The following is a 17099-nucleotide window of genomic DNA, read 5'->3' as shown; positions in this document are numbered from 1 at the left end:
AAATAAAGAGATGACCATGATATTTTACAAAGACAACAGGGTTGACCAGAAAATGGAGCTCACCCACAAAGAACTGATTGAGAATTTCATTCAAGATGAAATTGCATACACCAATTTTTTGAAAGGATGGCCATTCGAGAGGGCCTTCCTGAACACGATGCCGGGTACACCGGAACCGATTCAGATTTCGGACGAAAATTGGAAAGCACTTTGGTGTGAGTTTAAATCACAAGTTCCCAATCCTGAGTATAAAGCGTAATGGAACACCCCAATAAAAAACAGCGGGAAAATCAGGCAAAGCTTTTGGCCCAACTTCCGGAGGATGAAAGAGAGGAACATGCCAGGTTGTTGCGTTTTGGCAATGCAGCCTATATCTACCACCAACAAGCAGAGGAATTGGAACCCACCGAGACGGATTTTAATGAGTGGCTAGAGGGGTTGCCGATAAATGTACGTGAAGACATGGAGATGCAGGGATTCGAGCTTTGCAAGGGCGTTCTTTCGTTTAGACGCTATGTAATGGAAAAGAATGATATTGGGATGGGGGAGTGGATGCGAAAGAACTTAAGTAAAGAGGATTATAGAGCATATCAGGAAAGAGAAAAACATATTTAACAGACCAACTTAATGAACATTTTATCATCAAGAGAAAAAGACTATTTAATAGAAAGACTACAAAAGGGCGAACCATTGCCCGAAGATTTCAAGTATAAACTATTTCCCACTACACAAAAAGAATACGAACTTGTTTATGCGGGCAAAATGCGTAAAGAGGATATTCTTGCAGATGAAGATGGAGTAACGGCCGCACCATTACAAATTGAAAGAATCTACAACGGTGACAGAAAATGTTATCCAGGTGGATGGAAAAACATGATTGTCTTTGGCGACAACCTGCAATTTTTGAAAACCATTTATAAGAACGAAGACCCACTTATAAAAGATAGGGTTAAGGGTAAGGTAAAACTTATCTATATCGACCCCCCTTTTTCTACTGCTTCAGATTTCAAATCTAGAGAAGGACAACTGGCCTATTCAGATAAAATTGTTGACTCCGATTTTGCCGAATATATCAGAAGAAGGCTTATTCTCTGTAAAGAATTGTTGGATAAAGAAGGTAGTATTTATGTGCATTTAGATTCAAAAAAGGGACATTTAATAAAAATAATTCTAGATGAAATTTTTAAAGAATTTGAATTTCATGAAATAGTTTGGGTGTGTGGTCTTATGGGTTCAAGTGATACGTATCCGAAATCTCACGAGACAATATTTTGTTATAAAAAAAGCGATTCAACTTTCAATCCACCTACTCGAATCGGTTATTCAAAAAGGATAGTTAATGCCCTGCAAAAAGATAACGAAGGCTGGTACTACACTAGAGGCAGGGAAAGCAGCGGGGGAACCAATGCCTTAAAGACTTACATCAGCAAGAATAGCTCATTGACAAAAAAAGAAGCGGTTGAAGAAGCATCGATTAAAAGACCGCAATATGTTTGGGATGTTTGGATGGGCAAAAAGGACCTTGCCGAGGAATTTAATGATTATCCCGTAGGAACTTATGCTTACACCAAACACGAAAAAACAGGTTATCCTACACAAAAACCAGAGTTATTGTTGAAAAGGATAATTGAAGCTTCTTCCAACGAAGGTGATATAGTATTAGATTTTTTTGGAGGTAGTGGAACAACAGCTGCAGTTGCCGAAAAACTAAATAGGAAATGGATTACCTGTGACATTGGTAAGTATTCCTATTACACTATTCAAAAACGTTTGCTACAAATACAAAATTCTAGGGATTTAGTTGTTCGTTCGCGTAAATATGGAAAAAAATCGAGAAGCTTTTTGACTGTAAATAACGGATTCTACGATATAGAAAAACTCTTTTCTTTACAGCATAAAGAATACCAAGATTTTGTTCTAAACCTCTTTGAGGTAAGCCCCAAATCTAAAAAAATATCAGGAATAGAATTTCAAGGTGAGCGCAAAGATGGTTACGATGTATTAATTTGGAAGTACTGGGAACACAAGGATGCCGCTGTCGATGAAGACTATTTACAGATTCTTCATAAGAATATTGGTAAAAAAGTTGGCGACCGTATCTATATCATCGCACCGGCAAACTCGGTCCAATTTATTGACGATTATTATGAGATAGGCAATGTGCGTTACTATTTTTTGAAAGTGCCCTACCAAATCATTCAAGAACTGCACAAAGAAAAATTCAAAAAGTTTAGACAGCCCACAAGTTCAAGCAATGTAAATTCCCTTGAAAATGCGGTTGGCTTCCATTTTATCCGGCAACCGGAGGTGAAATCATCATTTGATAAGGGCACTATTATCATAGAAGACTTCAAGGCCTACTATCCCGATGAAGACACCCTGGAGGATATTCCCGGTCTTGAAGCCTTGGCCATGGTCGTTGTTGATAAAGATTACAATGATAAAGAGTTTTTGATGTCCGATGTGTTTTTTGCAGCGGATATTATCAGTGAGGACGGACGTGCCCTGGTTGAACTAGAAAATTATGGTACTAAAATTAGCGCTGTATACATCGACATCTATGGTAATGAATTCCGTGAAGTATTTACCGCTAAAAGTACTAACCCATGATTCAAGAAAAGAAGCGATATGATACGAAGGATTTAATTCTCAAAATAAATCAGCACTACAACCAAAGTGAGCTACCACTTGCGTATTGGGATAGGTTTTTGGATGCACTTTGTGGAACCAGGGAATACCAAAAGGAAGCGATAAAGAATTCAGTCATTTATTTGGCATCCAACGAGTATGCCAATATCGAGGACTTGGTTTCAAAAAATTATTATCAAAACTACCAGTTACGAGAACGCTATCCTGATGTTGCAGACTATCACCGCAAGATTCAATTGCCTTTAAAACTATCTGCGACGATAGATCTCGCAACAGGAACGGGGAAGAGTTATGTCATGTATGGGATTGCACAAATCTTACTTGGCTTGGGTCTCGTAAAGAGAGTGTTGGTTTTGTGTCCCTCTACAACTATCGAAAAAGAATTGCATAAGAAGTTTTTGGCTTTAGTTGCCGACCCAATTCTAAAGGAAACCATCCCCGAATCTGCGATTATAAGAAACCCCAGTATAGTTGATGGAAGCGTTACGGTAAAGGAGGGCGATATATGTATAGAAAACGTTCATGCCGTCTATGAAAGGACCGGCTCATCAATAGAGGATAGTTTTGGTTTTAAAAGAGGCTATGATGCCTTGGTATTGAACGACGAAACCCACCATATATACAATAAGATTTCCGGGAATACTTCGGAGGCCAGAGGGTTAAAAGTATGGAAGAAATTCCTATTGGATGATGGCTACAACTTTAAATATATGCTTGGTTTTACGGGAACAGCATATATAGGAAATGATTATTTCAATGATGTCATTTACCGCTATTCATTAAGGCAAGCATTTGACGAGAAGTTTGTCAAAAAGATAAATTATGTTTCCGAAGATGATAGTATAAATGAAGACCAAAGATTCCAGAAAATTTATCAGAATCACGCCAAGAATAAACTCACGTACAAAGCCCTAAAGCCTATCACTATTTTAGTGACCAACAATATTACCAACGCCAAACGCCTTGAAACACGCTTGGTCGAATTTTTAAAGTTGGAAGAAGGCCTGGAAGAGCAGGAAATTAGGGATAAGTTGGTTATGACTGTTACTTCGGATAAAGCACACAAGCACAACGCAATTCGCTTGGAAGAAGTGGACGAGCAGGATTCAACCGTTGAGTGGATAGTCTCGGTTTCAATGCTTACAGAGGGCTGGGACGTGAAAAATGTATTTCAAATAGTCCCTATGGAAGAAAGGGCTTTCAATTCTAAGTTATTGATTTCCCAAGTATTGGGCAGGGGGCTGAGAGTACCACAAGAATATATAGGTAATGCACAGGTAACGATTTTCAATCACTCTTCCTGGGGCTCAAAAATCAAAGGGCTTGTAGATGAAGTGCTGGAACTAGAAATGCGATTGGAAAGTTCCAACATAGTTGAAGGCGATAGGGCCGAACATCATTTTACTCTCTACAACATAGATTATAACAAGACCGAAAGAGCTGTTGAGAACAATAATAAGGAAAAGGAATTCAATTACAAGGATTACATAAACCTAGAATCCTCGGTGGACCAGATAAGCCAAGAGACCACCTATACGAATCTTGACAATGAGTATAGGGGTGTAGAATATAAAATCAAAAATCGGATGACGCCTATTAAGGAAATCGTTGATAAAATATATCACGAGTTCCAGACCAGGGAGTGGGAGGGCGTCACCCTGAACCTACAAGAAGGACAGTACACCAAAAACAGTCTTCCGCCTAAAGAAGAAATTACAAAATTGATTCGTCGCTCCATGGATAAGGTTGGGCTTGAAGGGGATGAGCTGAACGAAAAGAACAAGAGGAATATTTTCTCATCCTTTAATACTTTATTGAGACGTAAGAACAAATCACTGGAACTGGTAAGGACAGCTCAAAGGCCTTATGCCATATCGACTAAAGAAAGGATTAAAGAAACACTCTCTGTTGGTAATTTGCGGCATAATTCTACAGTAATGTACTCAAACAACTATAAGGATGAAGTTAAAGATGTAGATGTCCTCAATTTCTTACAGGACGTTATCGATGATGAGAGCTTACCGCGAACTGCCATAAAAGAAGCAAATAGCTATGATTTCAAAACACCTGTTGACATAGTTTTTCTAAATGCAACACCGGAAAGAAAATTCGCAGAAAAATTAATTAGAAACGAAAATGCCAAGGTATTGGATGCCTGGCTAAAATCGACCAACCAGAGCTTTTACACCATTGAATATTCATTATCGAGCAAATCGGGAAATCACACAAAGCAAAGTAGATTCAATCCTGATTTTTTCATCAAGACTTCAGACGATAAAATGGAGTACATCACGGTCGTGGAAATCAAAGATGATCAAGATTATTCGGACCTGAATAAAGCAAAGTTTAAATGGGCGACCATACATTTTCAAGAATTGAACAACCAACTCAAAGAAGCAAAGGTCAAACAACGGTACAATTTTCATTTCCTTAGTCCTGAAAACTACGATGATTTCTTTGAGTATTTGAGAAATGGAAAATTGACGGAAGGCCTATTCACCAGCAATTTAGATAAAGAGTTAAATACAAATGCGTAAAATAAAACCAGTAAGGAATGTTTTTTTGAGCTAAATAAATCCGTAAGAACACCGGAAGATTTCCGCTTACAGATTGAAACCGATATCGGCCCGTTTTTGTTGGAATCTGTAAGATTTCGGCCCGTTTTAAGTCCCTGTGAGGGACGAAAAAAAGTTAAATGACTGTGGGGTAGGGGAATACGATGTGTTATAAGCGTTTTTATGTCAAATAGAACGCCTTTTTAAGATACGGAATTTTCCCGACAATCGCAAAGGAACCCAGAGCGCAAAATGCAGATAAAGTTATCGAGCCACGGTTTGATGATGTAGTTGCAGATGAGCCAGGTCAGAATTGAAAATAGAATAGTTGCCATAATGATTTGGTTTAGGTTGATTAAATATTTAATGAAGAAAACTCGGTAGTGAAATGCCCGTTGGGGCTTCCGGAAAGTGATTACAAATTTACGAAAATCGCAAATCACTTCAAAAAGTATTAAAAAATAGGAGAGAATAAACTATCAGTTTAGGTGGTATTAATTATTAGTTTATGGCCATAAAAAATAATTTAATGGATTTGGATAATTCAAACATCAATGGATATGGGGGATAAGAGCAATTTTGAGGACATTGAAATGGAAACCTGGCTGGAGGAACAAAATGATTTAGGCGATTATCCGGACGGATTCAATCCAGAGCTTTGGGGATTGTGAAACGGAACCGGTACACCTTTGGGAACAAAAGAACACTTTAGCATGGGAACAGCTCGCAGGAAGACAACCAAAAAGAAACCCCCGAGGTGGTTTCGGATATTGCGCTACAATTTCAATTGTATGTGGTACCACGTTCTGATGCCGGTGGGTATGCCCGAAGATGAATTTTCAAAAAGCATTAGGACCAGGAATGAAAACAAAAAGAAAAATTGAGGCCAAGGTTTCACTATCGGTTTGGGAAGATATTATCTTCAACCGCAGTCAAGAGGATGTGGGCAAACAGCGAATCCTTGCGAAAAACTCAAAGCAGTCTTGGGGGAGCTTTAGGCACGACAAAGGATATATCGTCTATTGGACCAAAAAGAAATTTGATTTTCTACCCAGCAAGTTCGTTGAGAAATTCCTATCGAAAGATTAGTATGGTTGAAGTTTTTAAAATAGGGGAAGAAAAACCAACGAAACATTTTGGGGAAGTCGTTTTCGATGATGGTGAAAGTTTTCGCATACATTCCTCAGATCGGGCTTTCTCCAAATCAGAATACAAATACGTTACCAAACTCTAGAAATGGCTTATACAAGGTACAGAGCAATTGTGAAGGTCATGTGTCCGGTTTGTCAATCAAACGCTGATGCAAATAGAAAGATTGATACCGATTGCAGAAATTGCCGGTTCCTACGCTATAACAACGTCAATCGGTTAAAGAAGTTTACCCGTTTCCTTCATTCGGACTTTCCGAACTGGAGCTATTTCAATGTGTACGAGTATGTAAAAGGGGAGAAGGGAAGGTATCTCGGCAGCTTCCAAAAAGGGAAGAACGAACCCACTTCAGATACGTTCTAAGAAAAAACGGAATGACCTAGTGGCCACTCCGTTTTTCGATACAAACTTGCGTTTGCTTCTTTCACTTCAAATATAGTGTTTTTTGTTTTATTGCGCCTTGCTTTTTTGACCTTTCTTCACACGATTTTTTGGCTTAATGGAACTTTGGCGGATGCGAGAATATCACTTTTTGGCCGCACTTCGTTCAATGATAATCTTATGGAATGCCTCTATGAAGTTCTCCTGTTTCAACAGGTATGGTCGATTTTCATATTCCAGCGCAGAGAGGAATGATAAATCATACCTCTTGGCCAATCCGCCCAATTGTTGCTCCTGGGTCTCATCAAAACCGTAGATTTTTTTGAACTCTCCGATTTTTCTTGCCGCACGTTTTGGTTCGTATGTGGTGTTTACATTTTCGGTTTTTGTTTCATAGAATTTGAAGGATATGCTTACAATCTTTGCCCCCCTTCCTCTAGTGGCCCCAGGAGTGGCCCTGTTAAGCGTGTAATTGAAACTAATATCGGCCAATTTATCCAATTCTGTTTTGCAAGGCTCAATAATCCTGGCTACTATCTTTCTTAAATCGTTGTACTTGTCGCCTACTTTGAAGTTTCTCCTTATCTCATCTTCAGTGAGGGTTTTCCCCTCAATTTCCCCCTTAGTGTACCATTGGCAGATGTACTGATAAATTACCAAATGGTGTTTGTTGCCTGTTTGAAAACCAACACTGGATAGAAATGGGGTATAGCCTTTCGATAAATCGACCAATACCCTGTACCAATCTGCATTTATCTTAATATCCACAAAGCTATTGTTGGTACTGTACGTTGCCTCGTTGATGATACCGGTAATGGTTCTGGTTTCCACTTCCTGGCCCTCGTCCGTAGTTGTTCCTTTAACCACGATTTCTTTTTTCCGGATGGTGCTCAATGACTTGTAAACGAGCTTTAAATCGTTCCCAACAGTCAAATCCTTTGGCCTGAAACGCATTACCACGTTATTGTCCATATCGATTTGGGTTCCCATCTGGATAAACTGGTGCTTTTTAATTTGCTGGAGAACCCGTATCAGGATTCGGGCCTCATGGATATTGAAATCAAAACTTTCGGTCAATACATAGGGCTGCTGAACGGTTTTGGGAAGGGTGGAAATATCAACTCTTTGTATCTTAGTGCTCATAAACAGGGTGTCCGTAATTGTTCCAATAAACCAAATGTAGCAATATCCGTGAAAGTTCCAATAATTCCATCCGTGGTTGTTCCAATAAAAATTGTTAATAAGTCCGATGCGATTATTGATAATGGGCTAAGTGTTGTTAAAAACTTCATCCGTGGTTGTTCCAATAACCTATCCGCCATTGTTCCAATAAAAACGTGGTTGTTCCAATAAGTGTCCGTATATGTTCCATTATCCATCCGTAGCTGTTCCAATAAACCCGTTGAAGCCCCTGAAAACACTGACTGTTCGAGTTTCTTTAATTTAATCTGTAATTCTCTTAATTGAAAAAATAATAATTTTAAATAATAATTTTAGTTTAATAAGGTTTCAAAAAGGTCATAATTCTTGTTGACAACAAGAATTTCGCCCATTTTTCAGCCATTTTTGTATTGTTTCACAATATTTGGGAAGAAAGGTCAAAAAGCATCCGCAAAACCCTAGAAAAACTGTCAAAATGGCGTTTTTCAATTGATTTTTTCTATCGCCCGTCCGTGGTTGTTCCAATAAATAAACACTCTTTCTTTTACTGAAAATGAGACTTGTACACGTTTTACCAAAAGTGCGTTTTGTCGAAAAACCAACAATATTGATTGGTTGATTTATAAGATTCCAATTGTGATAGGCGTTAATAATCAAATGGCCCGATCAAAAATAAATATGGACGTTGTGAAACAGGTCCGTTCCAAATTGGAATCCAGGGAAATGTTCAATCCGGAATCCATGAGCGCCTTGAACGAGAAACTGAAACTTAAGCGCAATTCGCTAAGTTGTTTTTCATTTACAAAAAAACGGGAACTGGATTTGACCATTTCCGCACTCACTTATCTGCTGGATAAAAACCAAAACAAAAACTAATACAGCCCGCCCCCGACATCTGACCCGGGGTGAATGAATCCATTCATATTTGAAATGAGTTTTTCCGGTTACGGGATGGCAAGCTGTATTTTCTTCAAATCGTTTAGCAGTAGTTTACCAAACTAAGAACAACCAAAATTTTGACCAAGTAATTTTCCTACAAATCGGTGAAACGCACCTAATGGATTTTAACTGAATTTTTTTGCCCCAAAAATCTTACACAAGGTCGTCTTGCGACCTTGAAGATAAACAAACCTATTCGCTGGACCCGAAGCTGTTTTTTTAGCGTTCAGGTAGAAAAGCGTTAAGAAAAAACAGCGTTGGAGCGTTCATCATTTCCAAACTTTTGAAGCAAGTTCAACCGTTGTATCCTAAAGCAAATATCTAGGATATTTGAAATGACTATTTGTGTTGCTTCGCAACAGAATATAGGAAGAGCAAGCAGTAATCAGGCAAAGCCTGATATAATATTGATTTTCAGTATGTTATAAATCAAACTTCCTATATTTAGGTAGAAATAGGGGAGAATGACCACGCTGAAGCTATGTATTTCAACGATTTTATTGTTAAAGTTAGGGAGAAAATAAGGAGAAATTTTACATTTATCTTAACACTCTATAAAAATGAAAAATGTCTCTCCAAACTATCAAAATATACCCTGAAACCAAGGAGCGTGTAGATAAATTCAAGAGCAGGGGAACATCATATGATGATGTTCTTTCCCAATTTTTGGACTACTTCGAATCTACCGGTATCAAACCCAACGAAATTGACTCCTCTCCAATGACCGTTACCAAAAAGGCAACGGAAAGAGTGGTGAAAATCATACGGAATATCGAGACCAAAAAGCTATCGAAAATCATGGGTATGCTGGAGGATATTTTGGTAAGGGTTTCAGAATCCGATAATCAAACAGTCGCCCAGGGAGAGATTTTTTCATCTAAAGAAGTGGAAGAATTGGTAGGTACCATCGAGACATTACAGGAGGAAAATTCCCGATTGGAAAAACGTATCGAGGAGATATTGACCACCGGTAAAAACGATCAGAAAATTGAAACTTTAAAACCCAATTTGGATTTTCTCGATGCCATTTTAAGAGCAGTGAAGGAATTGCGTGATAATGCCAAAAGCATTCAATTACAGAAAGACGAGTACAAAATCAAAAAGAACATTCTGGACCGAAATCTAGATACAATTTCTAACCTTATTAAAAATAGATAATTGTTCGTAAAAGTACATAAGCCATTGAAATTGACGGGCGGGAACAACAAAGGCAGTTCCTTTAACCTGATAGAGTACTTATCCAAAGAAAACAAGGATTTGGAAAGGGACGATATGGATTATGATGGCTTTTTCAATTCGGACCACGATGATATATCGGACAATAAGGCGGTGCAAATCATAGACGGTAACAATCATCGACTATCGGCTAGGGACACTAAATTTTATATGCTCAGTTTCAATCCCTCTTGGGAAGAGCAGAAACATTTGGTTGAAATGGCCAGCAACGGAAGAACCAACATCATTGAAGAGCTCTCCCCTGAAGAAAATCTTCAATTCCGGCAGTATCTAAAAGATTATACCAATGATGCGATGGAGCTCTATGCCAATACTTTCTCCAGAAAGGACAAAGAGGGCAACGAGATTATACTGGAGGCAAAGGATCTGAACTATGTGGCCAAAGTGGAATCCAAAAGGGAATACAGCATTTGGGACAAAAACGTAAAGCATAACCTGGCCATCAAAAAGAAGATTGACAAAAAACTGAGGCAAAACGAGAGCAGTAAGAACCCCGCAAAGATTATTCTCAACAAAAGGGCCATCAAAGATTTGGAATCACAGTATCTAAGGGACGATAACGGCAGAATCCAAACCGAAAAGGGAAACATCATTTTTCAGGGGACCGAAAAAGGAGGCTGGAACTATCATGTTCACGTTGTTGTTTCAAGAAACACAAAATCAAAATGGTATAAAGGGGAAAAAGTTGTTGATGAGAAAGGGAATCCTCTGGTATCCGATTCCAAGATTATCAGCAAGGCCAGGGGAATGCAATTGAGCCCTAACGCCAAAGGAACGGGGAAGAGTGAGAAGCACCAATTGAACGATGAAAAAGTCCATGTTGGTTTTCATCAGGAAAAATTCAAAACGGACAGCTCCAGCCTATTCAATGAAAAGTTTGGATATAAGCCGAAGGAGTTTGACCAATACAAGGGAACAACGTACAAAAATGTTTCCCCGCAGAGTAAGCAGCTCATTGCCAGATTGAGCAAAAAGCCGCTGAACAAGGCTAAGGGGGTCGCCATTGGAAAAACGTTGGGTGATGCCGCCATAGCGGAAAGAAAGGCTTTGGCGCTGGTGTCCAATCCAAAGGCCGCCGCCATGATGGAGTTGAAACAAAAAGTAAAAGAAATACTATTGGCCAAAGGGATGGCTGGATAAATGGAGAACTTATATTACATACTGATTGTGGGAGGCCTTTTCTTTATTGGCCTTATCATTCTTATGGTCCGATTTACCAAGAACAGGGGAATGTCCTTTGTAATCGGCTGCCTTCTCTATATGCTAGTAATTTATGCCATTGGATATTACGGAAAACCGTATTTATCCATTGAATTTGAACCGTTCTTGGTCAAATATGGCGCACCCTCATATAGCTTGGCCCTAGTCATCGGGGCTTTGATTGTCTTTACTTCAAAGGATAAGAAAACCGTAAAAAAAGCATACAACTTCACCCCTATTGAATTAGCGGTACAGAACGGGCGTAATATAAAGTTCAAGGATCCATTCAATAACTTTTTGGTGTACGCTGGAGCGAACACCGGTAAAACAAAAAGTATTGGGAAACCGCTGCTTAAAGGCTTTGTGGAAAACAAGTTCGCAGGAATGATTTACGACCTGAAGGAGTTTGATTATACCAAGGCAGCATATCACTTCATCAAGGAAACCGGTTACGATGGCTCTTTCTATTACGTGAACTTTACCGATATGTCAAGAACCTATCGGTTCAATCCGTTATCGGTGGCCGCGATACCTTCATCCGATGATTTGCCACAGTTGGGCGAAGACCTGATCCGTGCCTATTTGCCAGATGGTCAAAAATTGAACGATTGGGGGCTTGGTGGACTTGGGCTGTTACAAGGCCTGATGATACGGTTTAGAAAGGATTATCCTCAATACTGTACCTGGCCACACATATCAAATTTTGCGCTCCACAATTCCAATAAACACCTGATATCCTTTTTGGAAAAGGATGCACAGGCTAAATCATTGGCCGGTGCTTTCTTGGATTCAAAAGATAGTCCGAAACAGCTTTCAGGCTACAAGAGCTCTTTGACCAACTATATAGGAAAATTGGCCTATAACAAGAACATTTGTTACGTGCTTTCGGGCAATGATTTTGATTTCAATTTACTGGACCCGGAGGATCCTAAACTCTTTGCGATTTCCAATAATTATGCCTTGCGAAATATACTCGGGCCTATCATGGGAATGCTCGTTAAAATTTCCAGTAGAAGGTTCACCATGAGCAACAAGATTCCTTTTGTCTATTTCATGGATGAAGCGACCACCTTCAAGATTGACAATTTTGAGGAAATGCCCTCAGAACTCCGGGAGTATTTGTGTGCGTTTGTCTTTATCACCCAATCGCAAAGCAAAATCAGCGCACTTTATGGGGAGAAGGCCCTTAGTTCCATGGAAAGCAACTTCGCGAATGTGTTCTTTGGCAGGACCGGGGATACAGTCGCTCAAAAACGATACGTGCAACAATTCGACAAGATTGATGAAGTCAAAAAGACTTACAGTAGGTCATCGGGTACACACAGTAGCAGTTCTGGACACTCCCAAAGGGTGGACAAAGTTGCCAAATACGAAACCTCGTTTTTCAAACACTTGCCGGCAGGGGAGTTTGTGGGTTACGGAAGTAACTCCAATTACAACGAGTTTCACTTAAAACTCGATATGATGCAATTCCCTGAAGAATTGGAATTGCCCATCGTGAGAAGCGTAAGCGAATCCGATATTGAAGCAAATTATAATGAGATTATACATACGATTAAGAATCTATATTAACCTTTAAACTATACAATGAAAACAAATCAGAAATTATCGAAAACCGCAATTTTAACCGCAGTATTGGGCCTATCCACAACTGCAATGCAAGCTCAGGACTTTAGGGGAACCATCAACCAAGCAATCAATGATTATTTGGTTCCGGTGGTGTTGCTTATTCTGTTGATCGGGGCCATCGTTGGATTGACCCGAAACTGGGAAGAAGTCAACAACCGGAATACCCGAAAGGAAGGTTTGATCAATGCCGGTATCATTTTGCTATACGCTGCTTTGTTCGCTGGAGTTATAGCGGCAGTGGCCATTATCGGAGGACGAATTTCAATCAATGTCTAAACCATGAAATCTTACGACGTCAACAAAAACTTGGAACGGGAACCGAGGATACAGGGCTTTAAGCCCAACTATTACTATTTGCTCTTTGTACTACAAATTGCATTTGCCCTGGTATTCTTTATTTGGGCCCTTTTTGCTCTGGGAAATCCAACGGCCACAGGGCTTACCACCTATTTTGTGGCAATGGGCATTTCGTTGACGGCGATACTCTTTATGAGGAAACAGTTCAAGAAACTATCGAACCAAACCAAATACAGATTTGGAACAAAGCGATCCGTTTTGTCCAATAAGGATATACTCAACCAGATATGATCAAAAGCAGTAGCGCATATTCAATTTTAGGGTTCAGCGGAAACCTCTTTTTATCAAAGGATGGAAGCGTGGGGGCGTGTTTTCTTGTAACGAACCCCGAGCCTTATTCATTGGATATGGTGAAACTGGACCTTAGACACGAATCCTTTGTACGCTCATTCAGGAATATCGATGATGGTATCTATGTCCAGAAACAGGATATTGTCTTGGAAGAGACGTATTCCAGTTCAAAACACTACTTCAGAAACACGTTTTTAACGGAAGCCGAATCGAGACACTTCGATGGAAGAGAGGGAATCAAACATTATTGTCTGCTTTCCTTTACCATTACCGAATTGGCCTCGCTAAAGGAAAGTTATGTTGCAAATCCGCTAAAGTACACTGAGAAGTTGACAAAAAAGGATAAGGAACGGTTATCACGGTTCTTTGACAAGGTTAAAAGCTCCGTGGGGATTCTGAACAAACTTTACAATACCACGATTACCGCTCTGGAGGAAAACGAGTTGCGCTACTTCTTTTTGAACTATGTCAATGGTTTCCAAAGCGACCAGGGGCTAAGGGATTTGGTCTTTGACAACAAACTGCATATCGGCGATAACCACTATTCAATTTTCTCGATTAGCGATTCTTCCTATTTGCCCGACACCATAACCAACGTTTCGGATGATACGACCATCAATGTTGAAAATCTGAAATTGTACAAAGGTCTGATGGATGATTTCGGGGTTCATCTGCCTTTCAACCATATCTACAATCAGGTATTGTATTTCCCTGGGCACAAACAATTGAAGGACGAGCTTGAAATGCGTGTAGAGCAATACGAGAAAAGCCAGTCCTTTTCTACCGCCCTGAAGCGTGAGTTTACCCGCTTGAAAGAAGTGGAAAAAGAGTTGTTGGACAACAATGTTACCCTTTGTAAAAGCCACTTCAATATCATAGCCTGGCATGAGGACACCGATGAGCTCCGAAAACGAAGTGATGCCATAAAGGGGATATTGGACGATAAGGAAATCAGCTACTACATACCGTCCTACGAAGGGCTGGAGAATATTTTTCTTTCTACAATCGTGGGCAGGCAATCAAAGCTCCATAAGGATTACCTCTTTCTCAACACCTTGCAGAATGCTTGTTGTATGCTAACGAACTACTCCTATTATTCCGATGATGAAGAAGGTATCGTGGTTCAGGATAGGCTTTTGCAAGTGCCTTACCGATTGGACTGGTGGGACCGAAAGAACAAACGTATCAACGCACGGAATTTTATCATATATGCACCCACCGGAAGCGGAAAAAGTGCGGACGTCTTGAATATGGCTTATCAGTTTTTAGAGGACGGGGTTACATTGGTCATTGCGGAATTTGGAAGTTCCTTTGAACAGTTGACCAAGCTTTACCCAAAGGAAAGCAAGCATATCAAAGTAAACTCGAATACCGCCCTGGGCATCAATCCCTTTAATCTGGAGGGTCGAAAACTTACCAACGAAAAGCTGTTCAGCTTAACGGCCGTGGTCATGAAGTTTTGGAGATTGCCGGCGGAAATCAAAAGAGAGGCTAAAAAGGCCGTGGCCATTACAAAAACCCTTCAAGATTATTACGAGCAGGTAAAAAGGGACCACCATTTTATCAGCTATTACAACCACGTAGTCCAAAATTTCAGGGCCATTTGCGAACGCAAGGATTTCCCTGAAGAATATTTCGATATCAACTCCTTTAAAGTGGTATGCTCCGAGTTTTTGGAAGGAGGGATATACCACAATGTGGTATCGTCCAATAGCGAAATCAACGAGAGCATTGGCCAAAAATCGGCCATTGTCTTTGAGTTGAACGAGATTAAAAACAACCCTTTCCTGGTATCGGTGATCATGACCATTCTATTTGATGCCATCAATGAAAAAATATTAAAGGACAAGACCAAAAGGGGCTACTTCATATTTGATGAAATGGCTTTGGGAAGTGAACTGAAGGACAATTACAGCGGAATAGACATCATGAGCACCATTTCGTTGATCACCGCCAGCATCAGGAAGGAAAACGGTGCGGTAGGCCTCATTTTCCAAACACCCACACAGATGCCCAAAAATAACCAGTACACCGATTCGATAATCGGGAATATGCAAATACTCGGAGTGCTGGAAGGAAACGAACAGGTTTACGATGCCATCATTGAGCGCCATAAACTCAAAAACAACGAGCACATCCAGATGATGAAATCGGTATCGAACAATTTTACGGCCGATCGGCCATACTCAGAAAAATTCGTGCGGTTCAATGAGAACTATGCCACCATTATCCGCAACGAATTTTCTAGAGAGAAGTTTTTGGCGTTCCAGACCACGGGTGAAATATGGGCCGCTTTACAGTCCAGATACGAGCAGGTCGGCGATATGGAAGAAACAATTATTGAACACATAAAATCTGAGGAATATGAGAAAGTTTAAACTAATGCTTGCCCTGGCATTGCCTTTTCTGGCCAGTGCGCAGCTTGTGGTTGAAGCTCCGGTTCTGGAGGCACAGACCACGGCCCAAAACGTAACCATGACCAAACAGCTTACCGAAGCTTTGGCACAATCGACAACCCTTGTAAAGACCTTCAACACGGTCAAAGAGGGGGTGAACATTTATAAAGAAGTTTCGTCAGCGGTTCGCACCTTAAAATCGATTAAAGGTGTCATCGATAAAGAGTTTGAGTTGATCAAGCTGGCCTCTGAAACCGGCAGGAATATTTCAAAGCTGGACCTTTCCAATGAAACCTTTGATAAGGCACTGGACATTGTTTCGGACATCATTGAGGCCAACAACCAAAATATGGAATCGGTGGAAGCACTATTGACCAATGGGAAAATCAATGCGGACGATGGTGAACGGATTTTGATTTTGCAGAATATTGAGGAGCGGACGGACAAGAACATAGCCGCCCTGAAAACCCTGTATTCCAGATGTAAGAGCTCGCACGACAGACGTTCAATGTATAAAAAGGTCAGGGGGACCAACTAGCCTATGGATGAATCCTTTATCGGAATTAGCGACGTAGAACAGGTATATCGGGATTTCAAAACCAACGGTGTGCTTATTGGCGCATACATTTTTGTGTATGCCGTTGGTTTGTTCTTGGTGGTCCGGAACGTCTCGAAAGTCTATTACAAGCAGTCGCGGGAGAACGTAAAGGATTATAAGAAGTTTTTTGACCTCTTGACCCCGCTTTTTCCATACATCGGCCTCATGCTTTTCTTTCCTGTAATCATCAGCGGTTTGGAATGGGGCCTTACCCAAATTGAACAGGGAATTTTGAACATCGTTGGTGTACAGCCCAATGTCAGCTATTGGGATTCCCTTTTGGAAGAGGACGAACGGATTACCGAGGGGGGCGTAATCAACAGCATTCTAGATTGGGATTGGGTGATCGGTTATTTCAGCGTAATCGCCATCAAGCCCATGGCGCTGCTCATTGACAATTACCTATTCAGCATTGTCATTGCGGGGCGTTACGTCTGGCTCATTCTACTGGAGTTCCAGGCCCCATTTGCCATTATTTCCCTGATGAGCAAGGACACCGACGAAGTTTTTAGAAAGTGGATAAAGGAGATGTACAAATGTTACCTGTACATACCTGGT

Annotated in this window: 15 protein-coding genes; 14 read left to right on the top strand and 1 reads right to left on the bottom strand. The window is 40.3% G+C overall.

Annotation, left to right across the window (positions count from 1 at the left end; translation table 11 throughout):
* The first annotated feature begins 10 nt into the window (after positions 1–10).
* The 5 genes from MWU84_RS20970 (at position 11) to MWU84_RS20950 (ending at position 6293) form a co-directional block, all read left to right on the top strand.
* A complete protein-coding gene (locus MWU84_RS20970; protein ID WP_246905379.1) occupies positions 11–259 on the top strand; it encodes a hypothetical protein in 249 nt (82 codons plus the stop codon).
* The gene (locus MWU84_RS20965; RefSeq protein ID WP_246905377.1) at positions 259–615 is read left to right on the top strand and encodes a hypothetical protein; all 357 of its coding nucleotides are present in this window, start codon (positions 259–261) and stop codon (positions 613–615) included. The genes MWU84_RS20970 and MWU84_RS20965 overlap by 1 nt, the downstream gene beginning before the upstream one ends.
* Positions 616–627: 12 nt before the next feature.
* The gene (locus MWU84_RS20960) at positions 628–2610 is read left to right on the top strand and encodes a site-specific DNA-methyltransferase (RefSeq protein ID WP_246905376.1); all 1983 of its coding nucleotides are present in this window, start codon (positions 628–630) and stop codon (positions 2608–2610) included.
* Complete coding sequence (locus MWU84_RS20955; RefSeq protein ID WP_246905374.1) at positions 2607–5186, top strand: DEAD/DEAH box helicase family protein; 2580 nt, start codon at positions 2607–2609, stop codon at positions 5184–5186. Before MWU84_RS20960 ends, MWU84_RS20955 begins: the two co-directional genes overlap by 4 nt.
* Positions 5187–6065: 879 nt before the next feature.
* Entirely contained in the window at positions 6066–6293 is a 228-nt protein-coding gene (locus tag MWU84_RS20950; protein WP_246905372.1) for a hypothetical protein, read from the top strand.
* 585 nt (positions 6294–6878) lie between these two features.
* Here the strand turns inward: MWU84_RS20950 and MWU84_RS20945 are convergent.
* Positions 6879–7877 carry a replication initiation protein gene (locus tag MWU84_RS20945; protein ID WP_246905369.1) on the bottom strand — a complete coding sequence of 333 codons (999 nt, stop codon included), beginning with the start codon at positions 7875–7877 and terminating at the stop codon, positions 6879–6881.
* 696 nt (positions 7878–8573) lie between these two features.
* Here MWU84_RS20945 and MWU84_RS20940 point away from each other — a divergent pair.
* The 9 genes from MWU84_RS20940 to MWU84_RS20900 all read left to right on the top strand — a co-directional run.
* Positions 8574–8771, top strand: coding sequence for a hypothetical protein (locus MWU84_RS20940; RefSeq protein ID WP_246905366.1), 198 nt, complete (start codon positions 8574–8576; stop codon positions 8769–8771).
* Between the two features lie 630 nt (positions 8772–9401).
* On the top strand, positions 9402–9992 hold the full coding sequence (locus tag MWU84_RS20935) for a BfmA/BtgA family mobilization protein (protein WP_246905363.1): 591 nt from the start codon (positions 9402–9404) through the stop codon (positions 9990–9992).
* Positions 9993–11210 carry a DUF5712 family protein gene (locus MWU84_RS20930; protein ID WP_246905362.1) on the top strand — a complete coding sequence of 406 codons (1218 nt, stop codon included), beginning with the start codon at positions 9993–9995 and terminating at the stop codon, positions 11208–11210.
* The gene (locus MWU84_RS20925; RefSeq protein WP_246905360.1) at positions 11211–12842 is read left to right on the top strand and encodes a TraM recognition domain-containing protein; all 1632 of its coding nucleotides are present in this window, start codon (positions 11211–11213) and stop codon (positions 12840–12842) included.
* A gap of 15 nt (positions 12843–12857) precedes the next feature.
* Entirely contained in the window at positions 12858–13175 is a 318-nt protein-coding gene (locus MWU84_RS20920; protein WP_246905358.1) for a hypothetical protein, read from the top strand.
* A gap of 3 nt (positions 13176–13178) precedes the next feature.
* On the top strand, positions 13179–13487 hold the full coding sequence (locus tag MWU84_RS20915; RefSeq protein WP_246905356.1) for a hypothetical protein: 309 nt from the start codon (positions 13179–13181) through the stop codon (positions 13485–13487).
* Positions 13484–15925 carry a hypothetical protein gene (locus tag MWU84_RS20910; protein WP_246905354.1) on the top strand — a complete coding sequence of 814 codons (2442 nt, stop codon included), beginning with the start codon at positions 13484–13486 and terminating at the stop codon, positions 15923–15925. Before MWU84_RS20915 ends, MWU84_RS20910 begins: the two co-directional genes overlap by 4 nt.
* Entirely contained in the window at positions 15912–16481 is a 570-nt protein-coding gene (locus MWU84_RS20905) for a hypothetical protein (protein WP_246905352.1), read from the top strand. Before MWU84_RS20910 ends, MWU84_RS20905 begins: the two co-directional genes overlap by 14 nt.
* A gap of 3 nt (positions 16482–16484) precedes the next feature.
* Positions 16485–17099: hypothetical protein (locus tag MWU84_RS20900; protein WP_246905349.1), on the top strand; the 615-nt coding region annotated here is incomplete at its 3' end.

Origin of the sequence: Arenibacter sp. F20364 (assembly GCF_023015905.1) — a bacterium.
In the GTDB taxonomy this organism is placed as follows: Bacteria; Bacteroidota; Bacteroidia; order Flavobacteriales; family Flavobacteriaceae; genus Arenibacter.
The sequence above is the reverse complement of the archived record's forward strand: the minus strand, read 5'-3'. Positions and strand labels throughout refer to the sequence as shown.